This is a genomic window from Alteromonas sp. G4i35 (genome assembly GCF_054960375.1).
This window is the reverse complement of record NZ_JBHNZD010000025.1, coordinates 66204-85173: the sequence shown is the minus strand read 5'-3', so window position 1 is coordinate 85173 and position 18970 is coordinate 66204. Positions and strand designations below refer to the sequence as shown.

At 45.4% G+C, this 18970-nt stretch carries 22 protein-coding genes; 8 read left to right on the top strand and 14 right to left on the bottom strand.

Annotated elements, in window-relative coordinates:
* Positions 1-371: 371 nt before the first annotated feature.
* From petA to ACFI6L_RS16190, 5 genes are all read left to right on the top strand, one after another.
* On the top strand, positions 372-1004 hold the full coding sequence (gene petA / locus ACFI6L_RS16210) for a ubiquinol-cytochrome c reductase iron-sulfur subunit (RefSeq protein WP_049586157.1): 633 nt from the start codon (positions 372-374) through the stop codon (positions 1002-1004).
* 1 nt (position 1005) lies between these two features.
* Positions 1006-2271: a cytochrome b gene (locus tag ACFI6L_RS16205; RefSeq protein ID WP_049586160.1), complete on the top strand. Its 1266-nt coding sequence runs from the start codon at positions 1006-1008 to the stop codon at positions 2269-2271.
* Positions 2268-3002, top strand: coding sequence for a cytochrome c1 (locus ACFI6L_RS16200; RefSeq protein ID WP_015066276.1), 735 nt, complete (start codon positions 2268-2270; stop codon positions 3000-3002). Before ACFI6L_RS16205 ends, ACFI6L_RS16200 begins: the two co-directional genes overlap by 4 nt.
* Positions 3003-3170: 168 nt before the next feature.
* The gene (gene sspA / locus ACFI6L_RS16195) at positions 3171-3803 is read left to right on the top strand and encodes a stringent starvation protein SspA (protein WP_012517332.1); all 633 of its coding nucleotides are present in this window, start codon (positions 3171-3173) and stop codon (positions 3801-3803) included.
* The gene (locus tag ACFI6L_RS16190) at positions 3800-4273 is read left to right on the top strand and encodes a ClpXP protease specificity-enhancing factor (protein ID WP_014948334.1); all 474 of its coding nucleotides are present in this window, start codon (positions 3800-3802) and stop codon (positions 4271-4273) included. Before sspA ends, ACFI6L_RS16190 begins: the two co-directional genes overlap by 4 nt.
* Positions 4274-4458: 185 nt before the next feature.
* Here ACFI6L_RS16190 and ACFI6L_RS16185 read toward each other — a convergent pair whose 3' ends face one another.
* Both ACFI6L_RS16185 and ACFI6L_RS16180 read right to left on the bottom strand, forming a co-directional pair.
* Positions 4459-5307: a spondin domain-containing protein gene (locus tag ACFI6L_RS16185; protein WP_168533647.1), complete on the bottom strand. Its 849-nt coding sequence runs from the start codon at positions 5305-5307 to the stop codon at positions 4459-4461.
* Between the two features lie 12 nt (positions 5308-5319).
* On the bottom strand, positions 5320-6135 hold the full coding sequence (locus ACFI6L_RS16180) for a spondin domain-containing protein (protein WP_039224560.1): 816 nt from the start codon (positions 6133-6135) through the stop codon (positions 5320-5322).
* A gap of 222 nt (positions 6136-6357) precedes the next feature.
* Here ACFI6L_RS16180 and ACFI6L_RS16175 point away from each other — a divergent pair, with 222 nt between their 5' ends.
* Entirely contained in the window at positions 6358-7110 is a 753-nt protein-coding gene (locus tag ACFI6L_RS16175; RefSeq protein WP_014948337.1) for a response regulator transcription factor, read from the top strand.
* Between the two features lie 50 nt (positions 7111-7160).
* Here ACFI6L_RS16175 and mgtE read toward each other — a convergent pair whose 3' ends face one another.
* The 12 genes from mgtE to ACFI6L_RS16115 all read right to left on the bottom strand — a co-directional run bounded on the left by mgtE (position 7161) and on the right by ACFI6L_RS16115 (position 16540).
* On the bottom strand, positions 7161-8519 hold the full coding sequence (gene mgtE / locus ACFI6L_RS16170) for a magnesium transporter (protein WP_014948338.1): 1359 nt from the start codon (positions 8517-8519) through the stop codon (positions 7161-7163).
* Between the two features lie 174 nt (positions 8520-8693).
* Positions 8694-8966: an HPr family phosphocarrier protein gene (locus ACFI6L_RS16165; protein ID WP_014948339.1), complete on the bottom strand. Its 273-nt coding sequence runs from the start codon at positions 8964-8966 to the stop codon at positions 8694-8696.
* Positions 8966-9811 carry an RNase adapter RapZ gene (gene rapZ, locus ACFI6L_RS16160; RefSeq protein WP_014948340.1) on the bottom strand — a complete coding sequence of 282 codons (846 nt, stop codon included), beginning with the start codon at positions 9809-9811 and terminating at the stop codon, positions 8966-8968. Before rapZ ends, ACFI6L_RS16165 begins: the two co-directional genes overlap by 1 nt.
* Before the next feature lie 84 nt (positions 9812-9895).
* Positions 9896-10339, bottom strand: coding sequence for a PTS IIA-like nitrogen regulatory protein PtsN (gene ptsN / locus ACFI6L_RS16155; RefSeq protein ID WP_014975727.1), 444 nt, complete (start codon positions 10337-10339; stop codon positions 9896-9898).
* A gap of 13 nt (positions 10340-10352) precedes the next feature.
* Entirely contained in the window at positions 10353-10640 is a 288-nt protein-coding gene (gene hpf / locus ACFI6L_RS16150; protein ID WP_012517338.1) for a ribosome hibernation promoting factor, read from the bottom strand.
* A 30-nt stretch (positions 10641-10670) separates the two neighbouring features.
* The gene (locus tag ACFI6L_RS16145; RefSeq protein ID WP_014948342.1) at positions 10671-12152 is read right to left on the bottom strand and encodes an RNA polymerase factor sigma-54; all 1482 of its coding nucleotides are present in this window, start codon (positions 12150-12152) and stop codon (positions 10671-10673) included.
* A gap of 73 nt (positions 12153-12225) precedes the next feature.
* A complete protein-coding gene (lptB, locus tag ACFI6L_RS16140) occupies positions 12226-12951 on the bottom strand; it encodes an LPS export ABC transporter ATP-binding protein (RefSeq protein WP_014948343.1) in 726 nt (241 codons plus the stop codon).
* Positions 12952-12953: 2 nt separating this feature from the next.
* On the bottom strand, positions 12954-13508 hold the full coding sequence (gene lptA, locus ACFI6L_RS16135) for a lipopolysaccharide transport periplasmic protein LptA (protein WP_014948344.1): 555 nt from the start codon (positions 13506-13508) through the stop codon (positions 12954-12956).
* Positions 13477-14055, bottom strand: a complete 579-nt coding sequence (gene lptC, locus ACFI6L_RS16130; RefSeq protein ID WP_014948345.1) for an LPS export ABC transporter periplasmic protein LptC — start codon at positions 14053-14055, stop codon at positions 13477-13479. The genes lptA and lptC overlap by 32 nt, the downstream gene beginning before the upstream one ends.
* A complete protein-coding gene (gene kdsC, locus ACFI6L_RS16125; RefSeq protein ID WP_039224564.1) occupies positions 14052-14600 on the bottom strand; it encodes a 3-deoxy-manno-octulosonate-8-phosphatase KdsC in 549 nt (182 codons plus the stop codon). The genes lptC and kdsC overlap by 4 nt, the downstream gene beginning before the upstream one ends.
* On the bottom strand, positions 14601-15581 hold the full coding sequence (locus tag ACFI6L_RS16120; RefSeq protein ID WP_462574419.1) for a KpsF/GutQ family sugar-phosphate isomerase: 981 nt from the start codon (positions 15579-15581) through the stop codon (positions 14601-14603).
* Positions 15582-15583: 2 nt separating this feature from the next.
* On the bottom strand, positions 15584-16540 hold the full coding sequence (locus tag ACFI6L_RS16115) for a calcium/sodium antiporter (RefSeq protein ID WP_014948348.1): 957 nt from the start codon (positions 16538-16540) through the stop codon (positions 15584-15586).
* An 848-nt stretch (positions 16541-17388) separates the two neighbouring features.
* Between ACFI6L_RS16115 and mlaF the strand changes: the two genes are divergently transcribed.
* Positions 17389-18189, top strand: coding sequence for a phospholipid ABC transporter ATP-binding protein MlaF (gene mlaF / locus ACFI6L_RS16110; protein ID WP_462574418.1), 801 nt, complete (start codon positions 17389-17391; stop codon positions 18187-18189).
* Positions 18186-18962, top strand: a complete 777-nt coding sequence (gene mlaE, locus ACFI6L_RS16105) for a lipid asymmetry maintenance ABC transporter permease subunit MlaE (RefSeq protein WP_179982447.1) — start codon at positions 18186-18188, stop codon at positions 18960-18962. Before mlaF ends, mlaE begins: the two co-directional genes overlap by 4 nt.
* Positions 18963-18970 lie beyond the last annotated feature (8 nt).

Genomic DNA, 18970 nt, shown 5'->3' with positions numbered 1-18970 from the left:
ACAAGTTGCCTGCGTCCCACATTCAGTAAAGTCTTCAAGCCTCTACAATTCATAACAAAGGTTTAATTTGCTGGTGTTATCCAACCAAATATTCTTCAAAACCTTGATTTTAGGCCTTTCCCTCACTAAACCTAAACACACCTTTTGAATTAAATTATCGCTTAAATATCAGTAAAACCTTGTGTTTATAAGGGCTTTTCTTTTATCATTTGCGGTCGAAAATTTTGAAAACTTTCGTGACCTCGTAAACCAGTAAATTTTTACTGTTACGTCGCTGTCATGACAAGCCATATGATGCATGACGCAAGCGTGATAAAACCAGTATAAGCTTGGGTTACACATCATAATTATCCAAACCTGGAGAAATGTGGATGAGCAATGTATCTGTAGATGCAACAGAGTCTGCACACAATGAAAACCAGCCAGAAAACAACACTCGTCGTCGGTTCTTGACCGTTGCCACGTCGGTAGTTGGTGGTGTAGGTGTCGTTGGTGCTGCTGTGCCTTTTATTGCGTCCTGGAATCCAAGCGCCAAAGCGAAAGCCGCCGGTGCTGACGTTGAAGTAGATATCAGCGGGATTGAGCCTGGACAGTTAGTACGTGTAATGTGGCGAAGCAAGCCTGTGTGGATTGTACGTCGTACGCCTGAAATTCTTGAAGAACTAGGCACGCACGAAGATAAGCTGAAAGATCCTAACTCTGAAGCTGAGCAGCAGCCTGCCTTTGCTCAAAACCGTTTCCGTTCAATGAAGGAAGAGTACCTTATCCTTGTTGGTATCTGTACTCACCTGGGTTGTTCTCCACAGCATCTTAAAGACGGTGCATTTGAAGAAGTGGTTGAAGGCGTTCCAGATGGATTCTTCTGCCCGTGCCACGGTTCGAAATTCGACATGGCTGGACGTGTATTCCAAAACGTTCCTGCACCGTTGAACCTGGTTGTACCGCCATATCAATTCGTTGATGACAATAACATCATCATCGGTTCAGAAGCGGAGGCCGTGTAATATGAATGCTTTCCTAGGTTGGATTGAAGAGCGCATCCCAATGATGCGCGTTGCGAATATGCACGCTCTTCAATATCCTGCTCCAAAGAACATGAACTTCTGGTATGTGTTCGGTTTTCTAGCAACTATTGTTTTGGTTAACCAGATTGTTACTGGTATTTGGTTGACCATGAACTTCGTTCCATCTTCAGAAGGCGCATTTGCTTCTGTTGAATACATCATGCGTGAGATCGACTACGGTTGGATCATCCGTTACATGCACAGTACTGGCGCATCGGCGTTCTTTATTGTGGTATATCTACACATGTTCCGTGGCATGATTTACGGCTCTTACCAGAAGCCTCGTGAGCTTCTATGGGTGTTTGGTATGTTTATTTACCTAGCGCTTATGGCAGAAGCTTTCATGGGTTACGTTCTACCTTGGGGACAAATGTCTTACTGGGGTGCGCAGGTAATCGTATCACTATTCGGTGCTATTCCTGTTGTTGGTCCTGACCTTGTTATCTGGCTACAAGGTGACTACGTTATCTCTGGCGCTACGCTTAACCGTTTCTTCGCACTTCACGTAATTGCGCTGCCTCTGGTTATCGTTATTCTTGTGTTCCTTCACATCATCGCTCTTCACGAAGTGGGCTCTAACAACCCAGACGGTATTGCGATTAAGCACAAGAAAGGCTCACTGCCTGAGTCTGAGAAGACTAAATATGAAATTCACGAGTACTACACAAGCAAGTACGACATTGCTGATGACGTGTTACCGTTCTTCCCGCACATTGTTCTTAAAGACCTTGTGGCGTTCTGCGTGTTCTTAGCACTATTCACTTATGTGCTGTTCTTTGCCCCTGAAATGGGTGGTAAGTTCCTGGAACACCCTAACTTTGAAATTGCTAACCCGCTGAAGACTCCTGCGCACATTTTCCCTGTTTGGTACTTCACGCCGTTCTACGCCATTTTGAAAGCGGTACCTGATAAGCTGTTCGGTGTACTTGCCATGTTTGGTGCTATTGCTGCGCTATTTGCTCTGCCTTGGGTTGACCGTGGTCGCGTTAAATCATGGCGCTATCGCTGTGGCCTACACAAAGTAAACCTAATTGTGTTCGCTATCGTGTTTGTTTTCCTTGGTTACCTAGGTGGTACGCCGCAAGAAAACTGGAAAATCATTGCCTCGCAAATCGCAACAGTAATGTACTTCGGTTTCTTCATTGCACTGTTCCTATACAGCAAAAACGAAAATACTAAACCAGTGCCAGAGAGGATTTCTAAATGAAAAAAATGATGTGCTTTTTAGCCTTCTTCCTACCTGGCGTCGCGTTTGCGGCAGGCGGGAACGTACACCTAGATGAAGCGCCTATCGATTTGACTGATAAGGCGTCTTTACAACGCGGTGCACAGTTGTTCATGAACTACTGTTTGGGCTGTCACTCAATGAAGTATCAGCGCTATCAGCGTTCATTCCAAGATTTGGGTATTCCTGATGAACTAGGCCAAGAGTATTTGCAGTTCACGGGTGACAAGGTGTCTGACTATATCACTCGTGCAATGCCTGAAGAGGCAGCAGCAGGGTGGTTTGGTGCTGCTCCACCAGATCTAACGCTAGTGGCTCGTGTTCGTGGTGAAGACTGGATTTACACTTACCTGCGCTCTTTCTATGTTGACGAAAGCCGCCCGTTTGGTGTTAATAACACAGTGTTCCCAGAAGTGGGTATGCCACACGTGCTTCAGCCACTTCAAGGTACGCCAACGCGCACTTATGAAGAGCAAATGGTTGATGGTGAGATGGTCAAGCGTTATGTAGGCATTAAGTCAGATGGTACTGGCGCAATGTCTCCTGACGAGTACGACCAAGCCGTTGCCGATATCGTGAACTTCTTGGAGTACACAGGTGAGCCTGCGAAACTTGAATCTCACAAAATCGGTAAGTGGGTGCTTATCTTTATCGCAGTATTGTTCGTATTTGTTTACTTATTGAAGAAAGAATACTGGCGAGAAGTGCACTAATCGCACAGATTTATGTATAATATGAAAAGGGGGCTTCTCGCCCCCTTTTTTTGGTATTTACTCGTGCTACCTGAAAACCCTTTTGTATAGGGTGTTCAGGTAGCACGAGTTAACGTAATAAGCTTACCGTTTGTAAGCGTAAACTTGTTTCTCGACGGAGGAAATTGAATGGCCGTAGCCGCGAATAAACGTTCTATTATGACGTTGTTCTCTGACACAATTGATATTTATAGCCACCAGGTGCGTATTGTGTTGGCAGAAAAAGGTGTGGGTGTTGAAATCAGCTACACAGATCCTAGCAACCTGTCTGAAGATCTGTTGGAGCTTAACCCTTACGGTACTGTTCCAACTCTAGTTGATCGCGAGCTTGTACTTTACAAGTCGCACATCATCATGGAATACCTTGATGAGCGTTTCCCTCATCCACCACTTATGCCGGTTTACCCAGTATCACGTGGTCAGAGCCGCCTTATGATGCACCGCATCGAGCAAGACTGGTACTCGCTTGCTGCCCGTATTTTCCGTGGCGAAGGTGATGTAGAAGCAGCACGTAATGAGCTGCGTGAAGCTTTGCTATCTCTTGCGCCTGTATTTGGTGAAATGCCTTACTTTATGAGCGAAGAGTTCAGCTTAGTTGATTGCTACCTTGCTCCGCTATTATGGCGTTTACCTGCACTAGGTATTGAACTAAACGGTGCTGGCAGCAAAGAAATTAACGCTTACATGAACCGTATTTTCTCTCGTAGCTCATTTAAAGCGTCTTTGACTGACCAAGAGCGTGAGATCCACAACCCGCTATGACATCTATGACGTCAAACCAGCCCTATTTGCTTAGGGCTTTTTATGAGTGGATTGTTGATAACGACTTAACGCCGTACATTGTGGTAGATGCAACCAACGAGTTGGTTGAAGTGCCGCAGGAGTTCGTTAAAGACGGTCAGATCGTTTTAAACGTATCGCCTAGTGCGTGTGTTAACTTTTCTCTTGATTTAGATGGCTTATCGTTTCAAGCACGCTTTTCTGGGCAACCTAGAAGATTAAGTATGCCTTGTGAAGCGGTAATGGCTATTTACGCAAGAGAAAATGGTGCAGGTACGGTATTCGCCACTGAAGAAGATGTGGCTCGTGCGCAGCAAGAGCGCCCAGAAACATCTGAAGATGTTTCTCAACCTAGCGGCCCGACTTCGCTGGAAGATGCTGATGCAAGCGACGTGAAAGACGCACCTGTTCCACCTAAAAAGGGTAAGCCTACCCTCAAAGTTATTAAGTAACTTATTAAATAGCTTATCAAATAACGTATTAGCCTGGTTTTGTGAAGTTTATCTACTCAGCAAAGCCAGCGCTTATCTTTCTTATTCCCGTTAAATTTTATCTCCGGTTCCCCCTTCGCACAAAAGTAAAAACACCCCATTACCTGCGTAATAGGGCGCTTTCACGTGGTACTGCGTTTGACCATTTAACGGGTTCGGGTTATCACCACGCGGCTCGTTGGGAAATCAAAGCGATGGGCTTCGGTTAGTACCGATGTAGACAGGCCCTCACGGCTTGGGTCGTCAGCGTTTGCACTAGTGACTACACCTTGGTGAAGTCTTACTGCATCGGCAAGATCATCCCTCACCACATCATAGCCCGCAGCTTCTCCGCCGCCACCCGCTGCACTAGCGGCAGGGCCTGGCATAGTTGCCGCGGTTTCTGTGTTTGCTTCTGTACCCGCATCCCAAGTCACTGTCATGAACGTTTTTTTATCACCAACCGCCATGTTGCTTACATTCGCAGCGTTTAAGCCGGTGAATGCGTCGTTGGTGTTGACCAGCATGGTCGTCAACGTAAGGCGCAGGTCATCAGCATCGAGTTCTGGAACCACAAGAGTTAGTTCTGCGCCCATTGAGCGAGGACCCAATATGCCCCCAGAGTTTTGCGCATCCAAAAAGTCCGTGGAGTCCATGGCTTCAGTAATGACCATAGACGGGTCACCGCCTTCAGCCATTATTTCAATGCCCATGCTGGCTGGCTCGCCTTCATTAAATGAATGGAAGCCTGACTCATGCAATATGACGGCGGCAGGTGCAAAGGGCTGAGAGTAGGTTAAGTTGGTAATTTGTACGGTATAAACCGCTGAATTACCGTTAATACCGTCTTGTCCGTCCGAACCGTCTTGACCATCCGTACCATCTTGTCCGTCAGTACCTGCTTCCCCCTGCGGACCCGCTGGTCCTTGAGGGCCTGTATCACCATCGTCGCCGCAGGCAGCAAGAAGTGCTGAAAGCATCAATAATGTACTGAGTTTAATTATTGGATTATTCATCGTATTGGCTCCTTAAGATGCAGGAACAGTAATAACTACACGTGCTACTGGGTTCAACCAACGGTGTACGGTAGAGTCCAGATCACTGGCACCAGCGGCGCTATCAGTATCACCAAGCGCATTGCGGTGGATGTGTACTGGGCCATCTTCACCATCTTCAATTTCGCCATTAACGATTTGTGCACCCACGCCCGTGCCACCTGTACCCAAATCAACAATACGAGTTGGAGCGCCGCCACCGGCAACACCCGGTACGCCATATCCACCCAGCGCATTTCCGGTCCCAGCTTCAACAACATCTGTACGGGCACTATTTAGTTCATCGTTAAGCTCAGTACCGGCATCGTATGCATTAAGGTAATAAGTGTAGGTACCCGGCTCGGTTGGAATTTCAATACTGTCCATACCAACAAAAGCGTCGTTAGTAGGTATTAGCATGGAAAGTAGCGAAAGATATGGCTTGTCCATAGTATCGAAGGGGTAGCTTAACGTAGCTTTCGGCGCGAGAAGTCCGCCAAAACGGTGCCACGTATTTGAACCATTGTCGGTATCAACAGGGCCGAGTAACGCTTCAAAGTTTGCGCCGCTTGAATCAGCATTTTGTTCGTCGTCAATAACACCAGCTTCAGCTAACCACGCTAAAGCTGACGACGCAGGTTGCCCAACTTCAAAGGCATCGACGGTGTCATCGTGAGCTATGACTAAGCGCGGCGTAAAACTCTGCGCCTGAGTCAGGTTGGTAATTTCAATGTCTAAAGTGACAGCTTGGCTTACTGATACTGCTGCTAGCGACAAAAGCGTTGCGCTAGCAAGTTTAGTGAATTTCATTTTATTGTCCTTATTTATGGCTTAAATCGCATAAAAATTTAGGGCAGTAAAATGTCCAATTCATCACAGAACTTTCACAAAACGCACACAGATTCGTCTCAATAAAAAACAGTGCTGTTATAAATTCTGAATTTATATTTTTTATAAAAAAATTGTAATCACTGTGAAAGAAAACCACCAACGCACTGGTCTTGTTTTTTATTGGCGAATTAGGAGCGAGATATGATCCTTATCATCTACAGTGGAAATAAGTTTCAACAGAACATATCGCAATGCTTAAGTAAGCATAGCTTTCTTTACGACGCAGTCTCTAATTTTCAATCCGCAGAGTCGTTGCTTAAGACGCAGCATTATTCGCTCGTTATTGTTGAGTCGCATGGAAATATTATCTGCCTTAATCGTATAAAAGGCCTTGTTGATACGAACCCAGAAAGTTGGGTGATGGCAGTGGAAAGTGACGCGATGACAGACGATGTGGCCGACGAAGAGGTAGATGAAGCAAACTACTATGAAGTAGGCGTAGATGATTATCTATCAGGGCCATTTGATGCACGCATGTTTATTGCCCGTATTCGCTCCCATATGCGCAGAAGTATGCCTAGCCAAGAACATTTAAGGCCATCTCAAGGTAGTGAAGAGCGCATCGAAATAGGACCCCTTAAAATCGACCAGCGATTTCATAGCGTAACCTTAAATGGCCAAGTGCTAACGTTAACGGCTAGGGAGTTTGCGCTACTGGATTATTTTTGTCGTCATCCAAACCAAGTTTTTTCTCGCAATCAATTGCTCAGCGAGGTGTGGGGCTATAACCACGAAGGCTACGAGCACACGGTGAATACCCATATAAATCGGTTACGCACTAAGCTTGATAAAATCAACAGTATTGAAAATGGCGGACAGCTAGTAGAAACCGTTTGGGGTGTGGGTTACAAGCTGAACGTCAATGGATATATAGCGAAAGCGCTTATTGCATGAGTATTTTTTAGCTCACCATGCCCTATCAGGCATGAGAGTTCAAAATTAACTTAAATTAGAAACAGCGTCGCAGTACCTAAGAAAGCAAAAATACCCACTACATCGGTTATCGTAGTTAAGATAACACTGCCAGCTAGGGCAGGGTCTATCTTAAGACGCTTCATGATCATAGGTAAGGTTGCACCCGCTAAAGCAGCTGCAATCATGTTTACCATCATGGCAAAGGCAATAATTACGCCCAGCATGTAATCTTGTTTCCATAACGCGATGACAGAGGCAATAAGCACAGCCCAGATGGCACCGTTTAAAAAGCCGATGGATATTTCTTTACTGATAAGCCATCGTGAGTTACTTGCGTTAACATGGCCTAGTGCCATACCTCGAATAACTAGTGTTAGCGTCTGATTACCCGCTACACCGCCCATACTAGGGACAATGGTATTTAAAATAGCTAACACAGCCAGTTGGCTCAGCGTCGCTTCAAATAGATCACTCACCATCGCAGCCATTAGCGCCGTCACTAAGTTTACCGCCAGCCACACCGAGCGTCGTTTGGTACTTTGCATAACGGGTGCAAAGGTATCTTCGTCATCATCAAGACCCGCCATACTCATCATCGAGTGTTCCGCGTCTTCACGAATAATATCAACCACGTCATCAATGGTAATTCGGCCCACTAAGCGATGGTTTTCATCTACAACAGGTGCTGAAAGCCAATTGTATCGCTCGAACAGGCTTGCCACTTCGTCGTCTGGCATATTCACAGGAATCGCTTCAGATTCCTCGTCCATAACGTCAGACACTTTATCGTCGGTATCTGCGGTGAGTAAACGGGTAACCGGAACAATACCAACAAGGTTGTCAGTTCGGTTTACCACGTAAAACGTATCCGTATTCTCAGGTAGCTCACCTTTTAAGCGGATATAGCGCAGAACCACGTCAATGGTCACATCTGGACGTAATGTGATGGTGTCGGTGTTCATGATGAAACCAGCGGTTTCCTCACCGTAAGACAGCGCTTGCTCTGCGCGCACGCGATCTTGTGCATCCATCGAATCTAGAATATCGGCCAATACTGGCTCGGGAAGGCTGCTTAGCGTCTCTGCTAAGTCATCGGTATCCATCTCTTCAAGTGCGTCAACCACATTAGCGGGAAGCATTTTTGTAATGATACCGTTTCGAACATCGTCAGACAGTTCTTCTAAAATGTCGCCGTGAAAGTCACCATCAATGAGCTCCCATAATTCGTCACGGGTTCTGCTAGGGCTAGATTCAAGAATGTGGGCGACGTCTGAAGGCGGTAATTCAAGCAGAAGCTTACGTACAGATACGAATTGACCGTTGGTCAACGCAGCGTTGAGTGCGCGTAACTGAGTTTGTACGTATTTAGAAACAAGCGCTTCTGCCATAAGGCGTTATTCCTACAAGCTAAAAGATGAACAATGCAGGCCATAGAGCCTAAGTGGGCGTAGAATATCGCAATTATGATGAGTCTGTCATGATAATTGCGTAGGTTTTGCGCAGGATTTTAAGATAACTGCGCTAAGTGTCGATTAATTGGTCAATGGATTGGGCAAGTAATACTATTCGTCTTCGTTAAATCTGCCCTCAATAAGCTCTTCAATAGCTGCAAGTGCATCAACAGCATCACTGCCGTCCACAATCACGTCTACCTGTTCACCTTGATGGCTTTCAAGCATCATTAATCCCAATACACTGCTTGCGTCTGCTTCTTTATCGCCTTTTTTTAAGATGATTTTAGCGTCGAATTGATTAGCCAGTTTAACCAGTTGGGTCGCCGCTCTTGCATGCAACCCTAACTTATTGACGATAGTTAGCGTTTTTTGAATAGTCATTACTGATTCAGCTCTCTATGGCGAATTTGAACATCAGGGTGTATTTCACTGAAGGTTTTCGACAGGGTCTGTGCGATATAAACCGAACGGTGTTGCCCGCCAGTACAGCCAATGGCTACGGTTACGTAACTTCTGTTATTGCGCTCTAAATGAGGCAGCCATGTCGTTATTAAATTCTGAATTTGCCAAATGAACTTGGTCACTACAGGCTGCGACCCCAAAAATACTTCTACTGGTGCGTCTAATCCGGTCAGATGTTTAAGGTCGGGCTCCCAGTGGGGGTTAGGTAAAAAGCGGGCATCAAAAACGTAATCCGCATCTTTAGGAATGCCGTGCTTAAAGCCAAACGACTCAAACACAAGCACAAGGCGTGAGCTTTTCTTACCCAGGATACGCTCTCGAATTAACTCTGCCAGTTGGTGAATGGTAAGCTTATCTGTATCTAGATATAAATCTGCGCGCTCAGCAATAGGAGCAAGTAGCGCAGACTCGGCTTTAATGGCTTCTGAAAGCGACTTATTGAGCTTGGCAAGAGGGTGAAGACGACGTGTTTCGCTAAAACGCTTAACCAGTACATCATCGCTCGCGTCAATGTAAACAATGGTCATCGACCACGAAGAAGGCAGGTAGTCTAGAATTTCTACCAAATCGTCAGGATTTTTGGGTAAGTTTCTCACATCGATACTTACCGCAACCTGATCGTACTCGTCAACAACTGTATGGGTTAAAGTGGGAAGTAAGTTTACCGGTATATTATCAACACAGTAATAACCTAAATCTTCCAATGCGCGAAGTGCGACAGACTTACCAGACCCTGAACGACCACTGATTATTATCAGCTTCACCTACTTTCTCCCTAATACTCTGGTTTTATCACATACGCGTTGTTGAATTAGGCGCCCACTAAACGGTTAATAGGCGCTTAATGTTTAACTTAATGCAGATAGAATATCGTCGCTTGTCGTTGCGCGACGTATTGCTTTAATCGTTTCTTTGTCGCTTAGTTTACCAGCCACGGTGGCCAGCGTTTGAAGGTGTCCTTCGGTCTGTTCCTCGGGAACGAGTAGCGCAAAAAAGATGTCTACGGGTTTCTCGTCAAGGGCGTCGAAGTCGATTGCTGGCGTGCTGGTTACAACAATGGCGATCACTTTTTCAAGGCCCGGCAGGCGCCCGTGGGGCAGGGCGATACCATTGCCAATGCCTGTACTACCCATACGCTCTCGAGCCATCAAACTGTTGAGTACCGTTGCCTGATCAATGTTCTCGTTTTGCTTGGCAGCGATATCAGCGATGATCTCAAGAATTCGCTTTTTACTATTACACTGAACCGCACACTCGGTGCGGTCCAGACTTACGATGGCTTGTATATCCATGCTTAATTAACTACTAATGTTTTTTCAGTTTTTCCTTATGCTTGATTACCTGCCGGTCGAGTTTATCAACCATGCTGTCAATCGCCGCATACATGTCGGTATTTTCTGAGGATGCGAATACTTCAGCGCCACTTAAATGAACGGTCGCTTCGGCTTTTTGATTTAATTTTTCAACGTTCAGGATGACATGCACATTAGAAATGTGATCAAAGTGACGTTCAAGTTTGCTGAACTTCGTATCGACATAATTACGCAAAGAGTCGGTGATTTCGACATGATGACCAGTAAGGTTGATTTGCATATTTCGTCTTCCTTATATTATTAAGCCCGATTAAATAAGGCTTTTGCGTTGGTTCGACGGCGGGATCGACAACGATTCCCGGTACTTTGCTATTGTTCGCCGGGCAACTTTAATGCCTTGTTCGGCCAACAATGAAGCAATCTTGCTATCACTTAGCGGCTTGCTAGGCTTTTCAGCGGCCACTAATTTCTTGATCAATGCACGAATCGCTGTAGATGAACATTCACCACCAGACTCTGTTGCAACGTGGCTTGAGAAGAAATACTTCAATTCGAAGATTCCACGTGGCGTATGCATGTACTTTTGCGTTGTCACTCGCGAAATAGTGGATTCGTGCATATCTACCATTTCTGCGACATCATTTAGCACCATTGGTTTCATCATTTCCGGGCCGTGCTCAAAAAAGCCCATTTGCTGCTGCACAATGCAGTTTGCAACCTTCATTAAGGTTTCGTTACGAGATTCAAGGCTCTTTATGAACCACTTAGCCTCTTGCATGTGTGAGCGGATGAATTGTGAATCGCTACTATTCTTGGCACGGCGACTCATTGCAGCGTATTGTTGATTTACGCTTAATTTAGGCAGACTGTCGGGGTTCAGCTCAACCACCCAACGGCCATTTTTCTTAGTTACTGAGACATCAGGAATAACGTACTCAGGCTCTTTAGTAACTAAAGCACTACCTGGGCGAGGATTCAAGGTTTGCAGTAAACGCATTGCCTCGCGTAGCTGATCTTCTTTCAATCGGCTTTTACGCATAAGCGTACGATAGTCTTTGCTGCTCAGTAAGTCAGAGTACTCTTCAATTAGTTGCTTTGCTTCAGCAAGCCACGGTGTGTCTTCTGAAAATTGGCGCAATTGCACCATCAAACATTCTTGTGGAGAGCGTGAGCCAGAACCAATAGGGTCGAACATCTGAATGCGCTTTAGCACACATTCTATTTCGTCCATTTCAATCGGCTCTTCCATATCATCATCGTTAACCGCTTCTAAAATATCATCAAGGGTAACGGTTAAATAACCTGACTCGTCAATAGAGTCGATGATTGCTGTAGCGATTGCGCGATCGGTATCCGAGAAATGGGTAAGGCGCATTTGCCAAAGAAGGTGCTCTTGAATATCTTCAGTAGTCTCACCTTGGAAGATTTGCTCGTCGTCATTGGATGGACCCGGAGCAGGCGAAGATGAAGCAGAATAGTATTCGTCCCATGTGCTGTCGATTGGCAGCTCATCGGGAAGATCGTTTTTCTCAAGTGCATCGCCGGCTTCTAACGTGTCACTAGATGCAGAAGCAGTGGCCTCAGAACCGCTGTCATCGTTGTCGATATTGTTCTTTTCTAGTTGCGGCTCGTCGTTACCTTCTTCAACTTCTAATAGCGGATTAGAATCGAGCGCTTCTTGGATCTCTTGTTGAAGATCAAGTGTAGAAAGCTGCAGCAGTTTAATGGCCTGCTGAAGCTGTGGTGTCATGGTAAGTTGTTGGCTAAATTTTAGCTGTAAAGATGGTTTCATCTACGTCTTATTTAAATGCTCTAAATTGAATATACCAGAGCGAAACTGAAAAATGACAATTCGGTTACATTAACTATAGCCTGAATTGTTCGCCTAGGTATACATCCCTTACTTTTTGATTACTTAAAACCTGTTCCGCCGTTCCTTGCGCAATAAGCTCGCCATGACTCACAATGTACGCCTTTTCACAAACATCCAATGTCTCTCGTACGTTATGGTCCGTGATAAGGATTCCAATACCCCTATCGCGAAGATGTTGTATTATCTTCTTTATATCATTAACTGATATTGGATCAACACCAGCAAATGGTTCGTCTAACAAAATAAATTGCGGTTTTGCTGCCAGAGCGCGGGCAATCTCAACGCGACGGCGTTCGCCCCCTGACAAACTCATCCCCGTACTATTACGTATATGGTTAATATTAAATTCATCAAGTAGCGCATCTGCTTCTTCTTCTTGCTGTTGTGAATTTAAATCTTTACGGGTTTGCAAAATGGCCATGATATTTTCATGCACTGTGAGCTTTCTGAAAATAGAGGCTTCCTGCGGTAGGTAGCCAATTCCGCGGCGTGCGCGCTCGTGCATGGGCTGATGAGTTAGCTCATTGTCGTCGATTTCAATTTTGCCTTTATCCAGATTCACTAAACCAACAATCATGTAGAATGTGGTGGTCTTACCAGCGCCATTTGGGCCAAGAAGACCAACAATTTGACCCGTTGAGACAGACAGACTTACATCTCGAACAACCTGTCTTGACTTGTAAGCCTTAGCAAGATTTTTAGCGCTCAAAGTTGCCATTGCTATTCATTGCCCTCGTTGTCTTTTTTGTCTTTCTTAGACGAAGTTTTGCGAATGGTCTCAGGTGTGAATACTGTGGTCACTCGACCCTCACCATCTTTACCTGCGCCGCCAGTCGCTAGCAATTGCTCGGTAATCATATCGAACGTGATGTTGTCACCCTGTACTTTACTGGTGTCTTGTTTCAACTCTGCGTTTCCGGCAAGAGAAATCGTTCGGTTCACCACTTCATAGCGTATTTCATTAGCTTTTGCCGAAACTGGCGTGCCGTCTTCCAATTGCTGGGAATAGCTTGCAGGCTTTCCTCTAGCAATAAATATTTCACGACCACCACCGTCAGTGGCAATTACTTCCACTTCGTCAGCTTCAATAACCAAAGAGCCTTGAGTTATGAGTACGTCGTCTTTGTACAACGCGGTTTTATTTTTACCGTCGATAAACTGGGTGTTCGAGCCTATTTTTATGGGCTGCGAAAAATCATCTTCACTGGCGTGTACCGCACCGCTAGCGATGGCAAGCAATAAACTAGTTGCTAGGGGAATAAGTGGTTTGTACATGATCTAAAAGCTCGTATTCTTGTGTGCGTAAATTCGCGTTAAACCCATTACTTAAAATGACATATTGGGTGCCCAGTATTTCAACGGGTTGGTCAGATGTCATTTGCTTGGTTTCTAAATTAATTTGAATGTACTCGGTCGATATACTTCTGACAAAGTCATCGCCAGTTTGGTTCTCAATATTAACTTGGTTTTCCAGCTGGATTAGCTCGTTATTGTATAGTGTACCTTCATCAGCGGTTACCACCCATGGTGATGACGCGTTTTCTGTATAAAGGGTGTATTTAGGTTGCTGAAACAATACAAAGCCAAGCTGGTCGTAATGCTCCATCGACTCTGCAAATACTTTGTGATTTAACTCACCGTCTTGATTGTACAGCGTAGTGGTTAGATTTTTTGCTTTGTAGGCGGGCTTTAGCGCATCGTTTTCACGATTCCCCTGCGTTTCAGGCTGCTCTTCCATCCACGTAGGGATGTACATCAGCATCGCCAGAATAAATAGCGCCGATATACTTAATCCTAAGCGATTAAAGCCAAACAGGCTCATACACTAGCTCCAAAAATCTCATTTGCTACCCCTTTGGCCTGCAAAATGGTATCCGATATTTCTCGGACCGCGCCAAACCCACCGGGAAGGGTCGTAATCCAGTTTGCTTGTTTTGCTACGTAAGGATGGGCATCGGCAACCGCAATTTTAACCGCAACGTGCTTGTACATACCCGTATCTGGCATGTCATCACCTACCGCAGCCACTTCGTCAGTGTTTAACTCAAGGCGTTTCATCAGGTCGCTAAGCGCGTCTGCTTTATTCTCTTCGCCTTGAATTATATGTGCAACATTCAGTGCCTTCATTCTATTTTCAACAATGGCAGAGCGACGTCCAGTAATTACCGCGACATTCACTCCATTGCTCACTAGCGCTTTTACACCATATCCATCACGGGTATGGAATGCTTTAAGTTCTTCACCGTCGTTACCTAAGTAAATTCGACCATCTGAGAACACACCATCAACGTCGCATACCAGCAACTTTATCTTGGCTAGTTTTGCGAAAAGCGAGTCATTTATTTCCGTGTACAAGGTGGTTGTCATTTAAAGCACTCCTGCTTTTAATAGCATATGCATGTTAAAGGCCCCAACAGGTTTGCGCTTATCGTCAATAACCATTAACGCACTAATTTTATGGGTTTCCATCAAATTCAGGGCTTCTACAGCCAGCTGACCTGCGGTGGTAGTCTTGCCGCCTTTAGTCATTACTTCTTCTACTGTCGCACTGTGTACGTCTACGCGGGCATCGAGAATTCGTCGTAGGTCGCCATCCGTAAAGACGCCTGTCAGCGTACCGTCTGCCGCTATCACGCCTGTCATACCCAGTCCCTTTTTAGATATTTCCAGCAGTGCGTCAGCAACAGAAGCACTGGCATGGACAAGGGGGATATCACTGCCGCTTTGCATTATATCGCTAACTTTAAGCAGAAGTTTTCTGCCTAAACTACCGCCTGGGTGCGAAAGCGCAAAGTCATCTGAGGTGAAACCTTTTTGATCGAGCAGTGCTACCGCAAGCGCATCACCCATAACCAGTGTGGCGGTTGTGCTTGACGTAGGAGCAAGACCTAGCGAACACGCTTCTTTTTCAACGCTGATATCAAGTACGACATCTGCGTGTTGCCCTAATGAACTGGAAGCACTGTTGGTCATGGCGACCACCTGTATGCCTAAGCGCTTAACTACGGGCAATAAGTTAACGAGCTCGTTAGTCTCGCCAGAATTAGAGATGGCGAGTAAGACATCGCCTTTGCTTAGCATGCCCAAGTCGCCATGGTTGGCTTCACCAGGGTGCATGAAAAATGCAGGAGTACCTGTACTGGCAAGCGTAGCGGCAATTTTATTTCCGATATGCCCAGACTTTCCCATACCACTCACGACAACTTTACCCTTGCAGGCAAAGAGAATATTACAGGCAGCGATAAATTCATTGTTTAAGCGTTCTGCCAGATTAGCAATAGCCTGCGTTTCAATTTCAATAACGCGCTTCGCTGAGTCGATATAGTTCATCTGAGTTTGTGTATTCATGATTATCCGAATAGCCAGAATTGATAGCCGATAAAGCAAGCCAGAAGTATGAATCCATTTGTTCTTGATATTGTACGTTTGCCGATTAAATCGAAGCTGAACAAGAACAGTAATAATGTTAAACCAAGCATTACGTACATATCTCGGTTGTAAACGTCAGGGTCCAGGATACCAGGCGCGATTAAGCCGGGCATGCCAAGTACGGCAAGTAGGTTGAAGATATTTGAGCCGATGATATTACCCAGTGCTAAATCGTCTTCACCTTTCAGTACACCCGCAACACTTGCTGCTAGTTCAGGTAGACTTGTACCAAACGCAATAATCGTTAGTCCGATAACCAAATCCGAAATGCCCATGTATCTGGCAATTTCTACTGCTGAGTTCACCAAAAAGTGAGCACTTAATGGCAGTATTACAAGGCCTACACCAATCCAAATGAGGGCTGACGTATTTGAAACGCCTTTGGGGATTTCATCTGCGGTTTCCGCAACCAGAGGATCTTCTTTATCTACCTGTAGCGACAACCACGCCATCATTGCCAGTACGAAAATGAACAGGCCTAGTAGGATAATGCCTTCATAAGACTTAAGTTCACCGTCAAACATAAAGCCAATAGCAATCAATGAGATGATAAGGAGTGCTGGAAGCTCGCGCTTTAATGTTGTTGATGAAACAAGCAATGGTTTCACTAGCGCGGTTATACCTAAAACTAGCGCGATGTTCGTGATGTTAGAACCTAGCGCGTTACCCACGGCGGTGTTCATATTGCCATTTGCGGAGGCTATGGCGGAAACCACAATTTCAGGTGCCGAAGATCCCATAGCGACAATCGTTAGTCCGATCATCATTGGAGAAATGCCGATGTTTTTTGCTAATGCTGAGGCGCCATATACAAACCGGTCAGCGCTCCAACTCAGTACAATCAGCCCAACAAGAAAAATGACAATGTTTAAAAGCACAACAACCTGTAATAGAAAGTATTTCGCTAGATTGTCGCAAAAAGAGTGCCATTTGCCTATGCTCGCAGCGTTTTATTTTCGTCAAATACTGTCAATTGACGTAAATTTCCGCTGAATACGCAAATTAGGTCGCACTTACACACACAAGACTTCATATTCAGTTTCAGTTAAGAAACAACAAAATAGGATGGTATTAGGATTGATTTGGGAGGCTTGTAGGATACTAGATGGGCACTTGGGCGTGAGATACCGAATACCAGTCCGCATAGATAATTGCCCACTCAGAAGGCGCTGGCAAGTTTCCTAGCGAAGCGTGGGAATGCAGGAATGGCTGTTCCCTTTCAAATTCCCAGAATGAAGCTAGGAAGTTTGCCAGACCTTCCCGAAGGGCGAGTTTAAAATGTCCGTACTCTTTGTTGTGTCACCTTGATGTAGAACCACTATACCTGCGGTAACACGCCGCGATTACGAACATTTTAACTCTCGCTGCGTGGGTAATAATCTATACGGACTGGTATATATTCGTCTTAATCGAACATAACTTGTAACTTTTTGACTTTGGCGAGGGGCTTGAAAAAGCGTACAATGCCCTTAAATTACACCGCCCAGACAAGGTGTTCTATACCGTGTCTGGCGATAGAAATTCAAAAAAGTACACTGGAGAGTAAACTTTTTTGATTTTATGCGCTCATAAAGTAAACTGTGCAGTAAACCTTAAGAGTGGATCAAGTGAAGGCACAGAAATTGAATACTCACTTACTCTTATAATTTTAAAATTTTCTAAGTGGATTGAACGCGTTATTTTATAAGCTCTCAATCCAGCGTCAAGGGTCGACATTTAAGTAACTATGGATCATTTAGTTGAAGTAGATAACCTAACCTTCAAACGCGCAGATCGCATCATTTATGATGGGATTTCATTGAAGGTACCTAAAGGCAAAATTACTGCGGTAATGGGGCCAAGTGGGATAGGTAAAACCACGCTGCTGCGCCTTATTGGCGGGCAGTTAACGCCAGATGAAGGCGACGTAAAATTCGACGGCGATTCAATTGTCTCTATGTCGAGAAAGTCTCTTTACGAAACCCGTCGTAGAATGAGCATGCTTTTTCAAAGCGGTGCGCTATTCACTGACATGAGCGTGTTCGACAATGTGGCGTTTCCGCTTCGCGAGCATACTGAGCTATCTGAAGACTTGATAGCTACTATTGTCGCTTTAAAGCTACAGGCCGTAGGTTTGAGAGGCGCCGCGCAATTAATGCCGAGCGAACTTTCTGGTGGAATGGCGCGCAGGGCTGCGCTCGCTAGGGCAATAGCGCTAGACCCCGATTTAATTATGTACGATGAGCCTTTTGCGGGACAAGACCCCATATCCATGGGCGTGCTGGTAAAGCTTATTAGAGAGCTCAATGATGCACTCAGCTTAACTAGCATTGTCGTGACCCATGACGTAACGGAAGTGCTGACCATCGCTGATTATATTTACATTTTGGCGGATAAACGCGTCATTGGTGAAGGTACTGCGCAGCAAATTAAAGAAAGTGATTCCGAATTGGTTCAGCAATTCTTAAAAGGTAAAGCAGATGGCCCGGTTCCATTTCATTACCCAGCGCCAGACCTGAAAGCAAGCTTTCTGGGGGCAGATAAATGAAGTTCTTCCAATCATTAGGCGCTAAAACTATAGGGAAAGTTACTGCGATTGGTCGAGCAGCACTCATGCTGTTTGGCGCACTCATCGCTGTTCCCCGAGTTAAAAATGTTCCGCTGGTTATCAAACAGCTTTATGTAGTGGGTGTTCAGTCGTTACTGATCATCATGGTTTCTGGCCTATTTATTGGCATGGTAATGGCGCTGCAAGGCTATACCATTCTAGTGGATTACGGTGCAGAGGGTAGCTTAGGCCCCATGGTCGCGCTTTCTCTTTTACGAGAACTTGGTCCGGTAGTCACCGCATTGCTTTTTGCTGGGCGTGCCGGGTCAGCGTTGACCGCTGAAATTGGCCTTATGAAAGCCACCGAGCAATTAAGTAGTTTGGAAATGATGGCAGTAGATCCGCTAAGGCGCATAGTTGCTCCTCGTTTTTGGGCGGGAATGTTAGCTATGCCTATGCTAGCCATTATCTTTAGTGCCATTGGTATTTTAGGCGGTCATTTAGTCGGCGTAGACTGGTTAGGTGTTGATGCAGGCAGCTACTGGTCAATCATGCAGTCAACTGTTGACTGGAACCAAGATGTTATAAACGGCGTAATAAAAAGCCTCGTTTTTGCCTTAGTTGTGACGTGGATTGCCATATTTAAAGGTTACGATTCTATTCCAACATCGGAAGGGATCAGCAAAGCGACTACCGAGACGGTGGTCTATTCATCATTAGCAGTATTAGGGCTGGACTTCGTGCTTACCGCCCTTATGTTTGGTATCGAGTAGGGGATTGG

Coding starts and splice junctions, on each gene's coding strand:
- ACFI6L_RS16190 (WP_014948334.1), top strand. CDS start 3,800: ATGACATCTATGACGTCAAACCAGCCCTATTTGCTTAGGGCTTTTTAT.
- lptC (WP_014948345.1), bottom strand. CDS start 14,055: ATGAGCCTGTTTGGCTTTAATCGCTTAGGATTAAGTATATCGGCGCTA.
- mgtE (WP_014948338.1), bottom strand. CDS start 8,519: ATGGCAGAAGCGCTTGTTTCTAAATACGTACAAACTCAGTTACGCGCA.
- ACFI6L_RS16205 (WP_049586160.1), top strand. CDS start 1,006: ATGAATGCTTTCCTAGGTTGGATTGAAGAGCGCATCCCAATGATGCGC.
- ACFI6L_RS16175 (WP_014948337.1), top strand. CDS start 6,358: ATGATCCTTATCATCTACAGTGGAAATAAGTTTCAACAGAACATATCG.
- ACFI6L_RS16165 (WP_014948339.1), bottom strand. CDS start 8,966: ATGACTATTCAAAAAACGCTAACTATCGTCAATAAGTTAGGGTTGCAT.
- ACFI6L_RS16185 (WP_168533647.1), bottom strand. CDS start 5,307: ATGAATAATCCAATAATTAAACTCAGTACATTATTGATGCTTTCAGCA.
- ptsN (WP_014975727.1), bottom strand. CDS start 10,339: ATGGATATACAAGCCATCGTAAGTCTGGACCGCACCGAGTGTGCGGTT.
- mlaE (WP_179982447.1), top strand. CDS start 18,186: ATGAAGTTCTTCCAATCATTAGGCGCTAAAACTATAGGGAAAGTTACT.
- lptB (WP_014948343.1), bottom strand. CDS start 12,951: ATGGCAACTTTGAGCGCTAAAAATCTTGCTAAGGCTTACAAGTCAAGA.
- ACFI6L_RS16200 (WP_015066276.1), top strand. CDS start 2,268: ATGAAAAAAATGATGTGCTTTTTAGCCTTCTTCCTACCTGGCGTCGCG.
- petA (WP_049586157.1), top strand. CDS start 372: ATGAGCAATGTATCTGTAGATGCAACAGAGTCTGCACACAATGAAAAC.
- ACFI6L_RS16180 (WP_039224560.1), bottom strand. CDS start 6,135: ATGAAATTCACTAAACTTGCTAGCGCAACGCTTTTGTCGCTAGCAGCA.
- kdsC (WP_039224564.1), bottom strand. CDS start 14,600: ATGACAACCACCTTGTACACGGAAATAAATGACTCGCTTTTCGCAAAA.
- mlaF (WP_462574418.1), top strand. CDS start 17,389: ATGGATCATTTAGTTGAAGTAGATAACCTAACCTTCAAACGCGCAGAT.
- ACFI6L_RS16120 (WP_462574419.1), bottom strand. CDS start 15,581: ATGAATACACAAACTCAGATGAACTATATCGACTCAGCGAAGCGCGTT.
- lptA (WP_014948344.1), bottom strand. CDS start 13,508: ATGTACAAACCACTTATTCCCCTAGCAACTAGTTTATTGCTTGCCATC.
- hpf (WP_012517338.1), bottom strand. CDS start 10,640: ATGCAAATCAACCTTACTGGTCATCATGTCGAAATCACCGACTCTTTG.
- sspA (WP_012517332.1), top strand. CDS start 3,171: ATGGCCGTAGCCGCGAATAAACGTTCTATTATGACGTTGTTCTCTGAC.
- ACFI6L_RS16145 (WP_014948342.1), bottom strand. CDS start 12,152: ATGAAACCATCTTTACAGCTAAAATTTAGCCAACAACTTACCATGACA.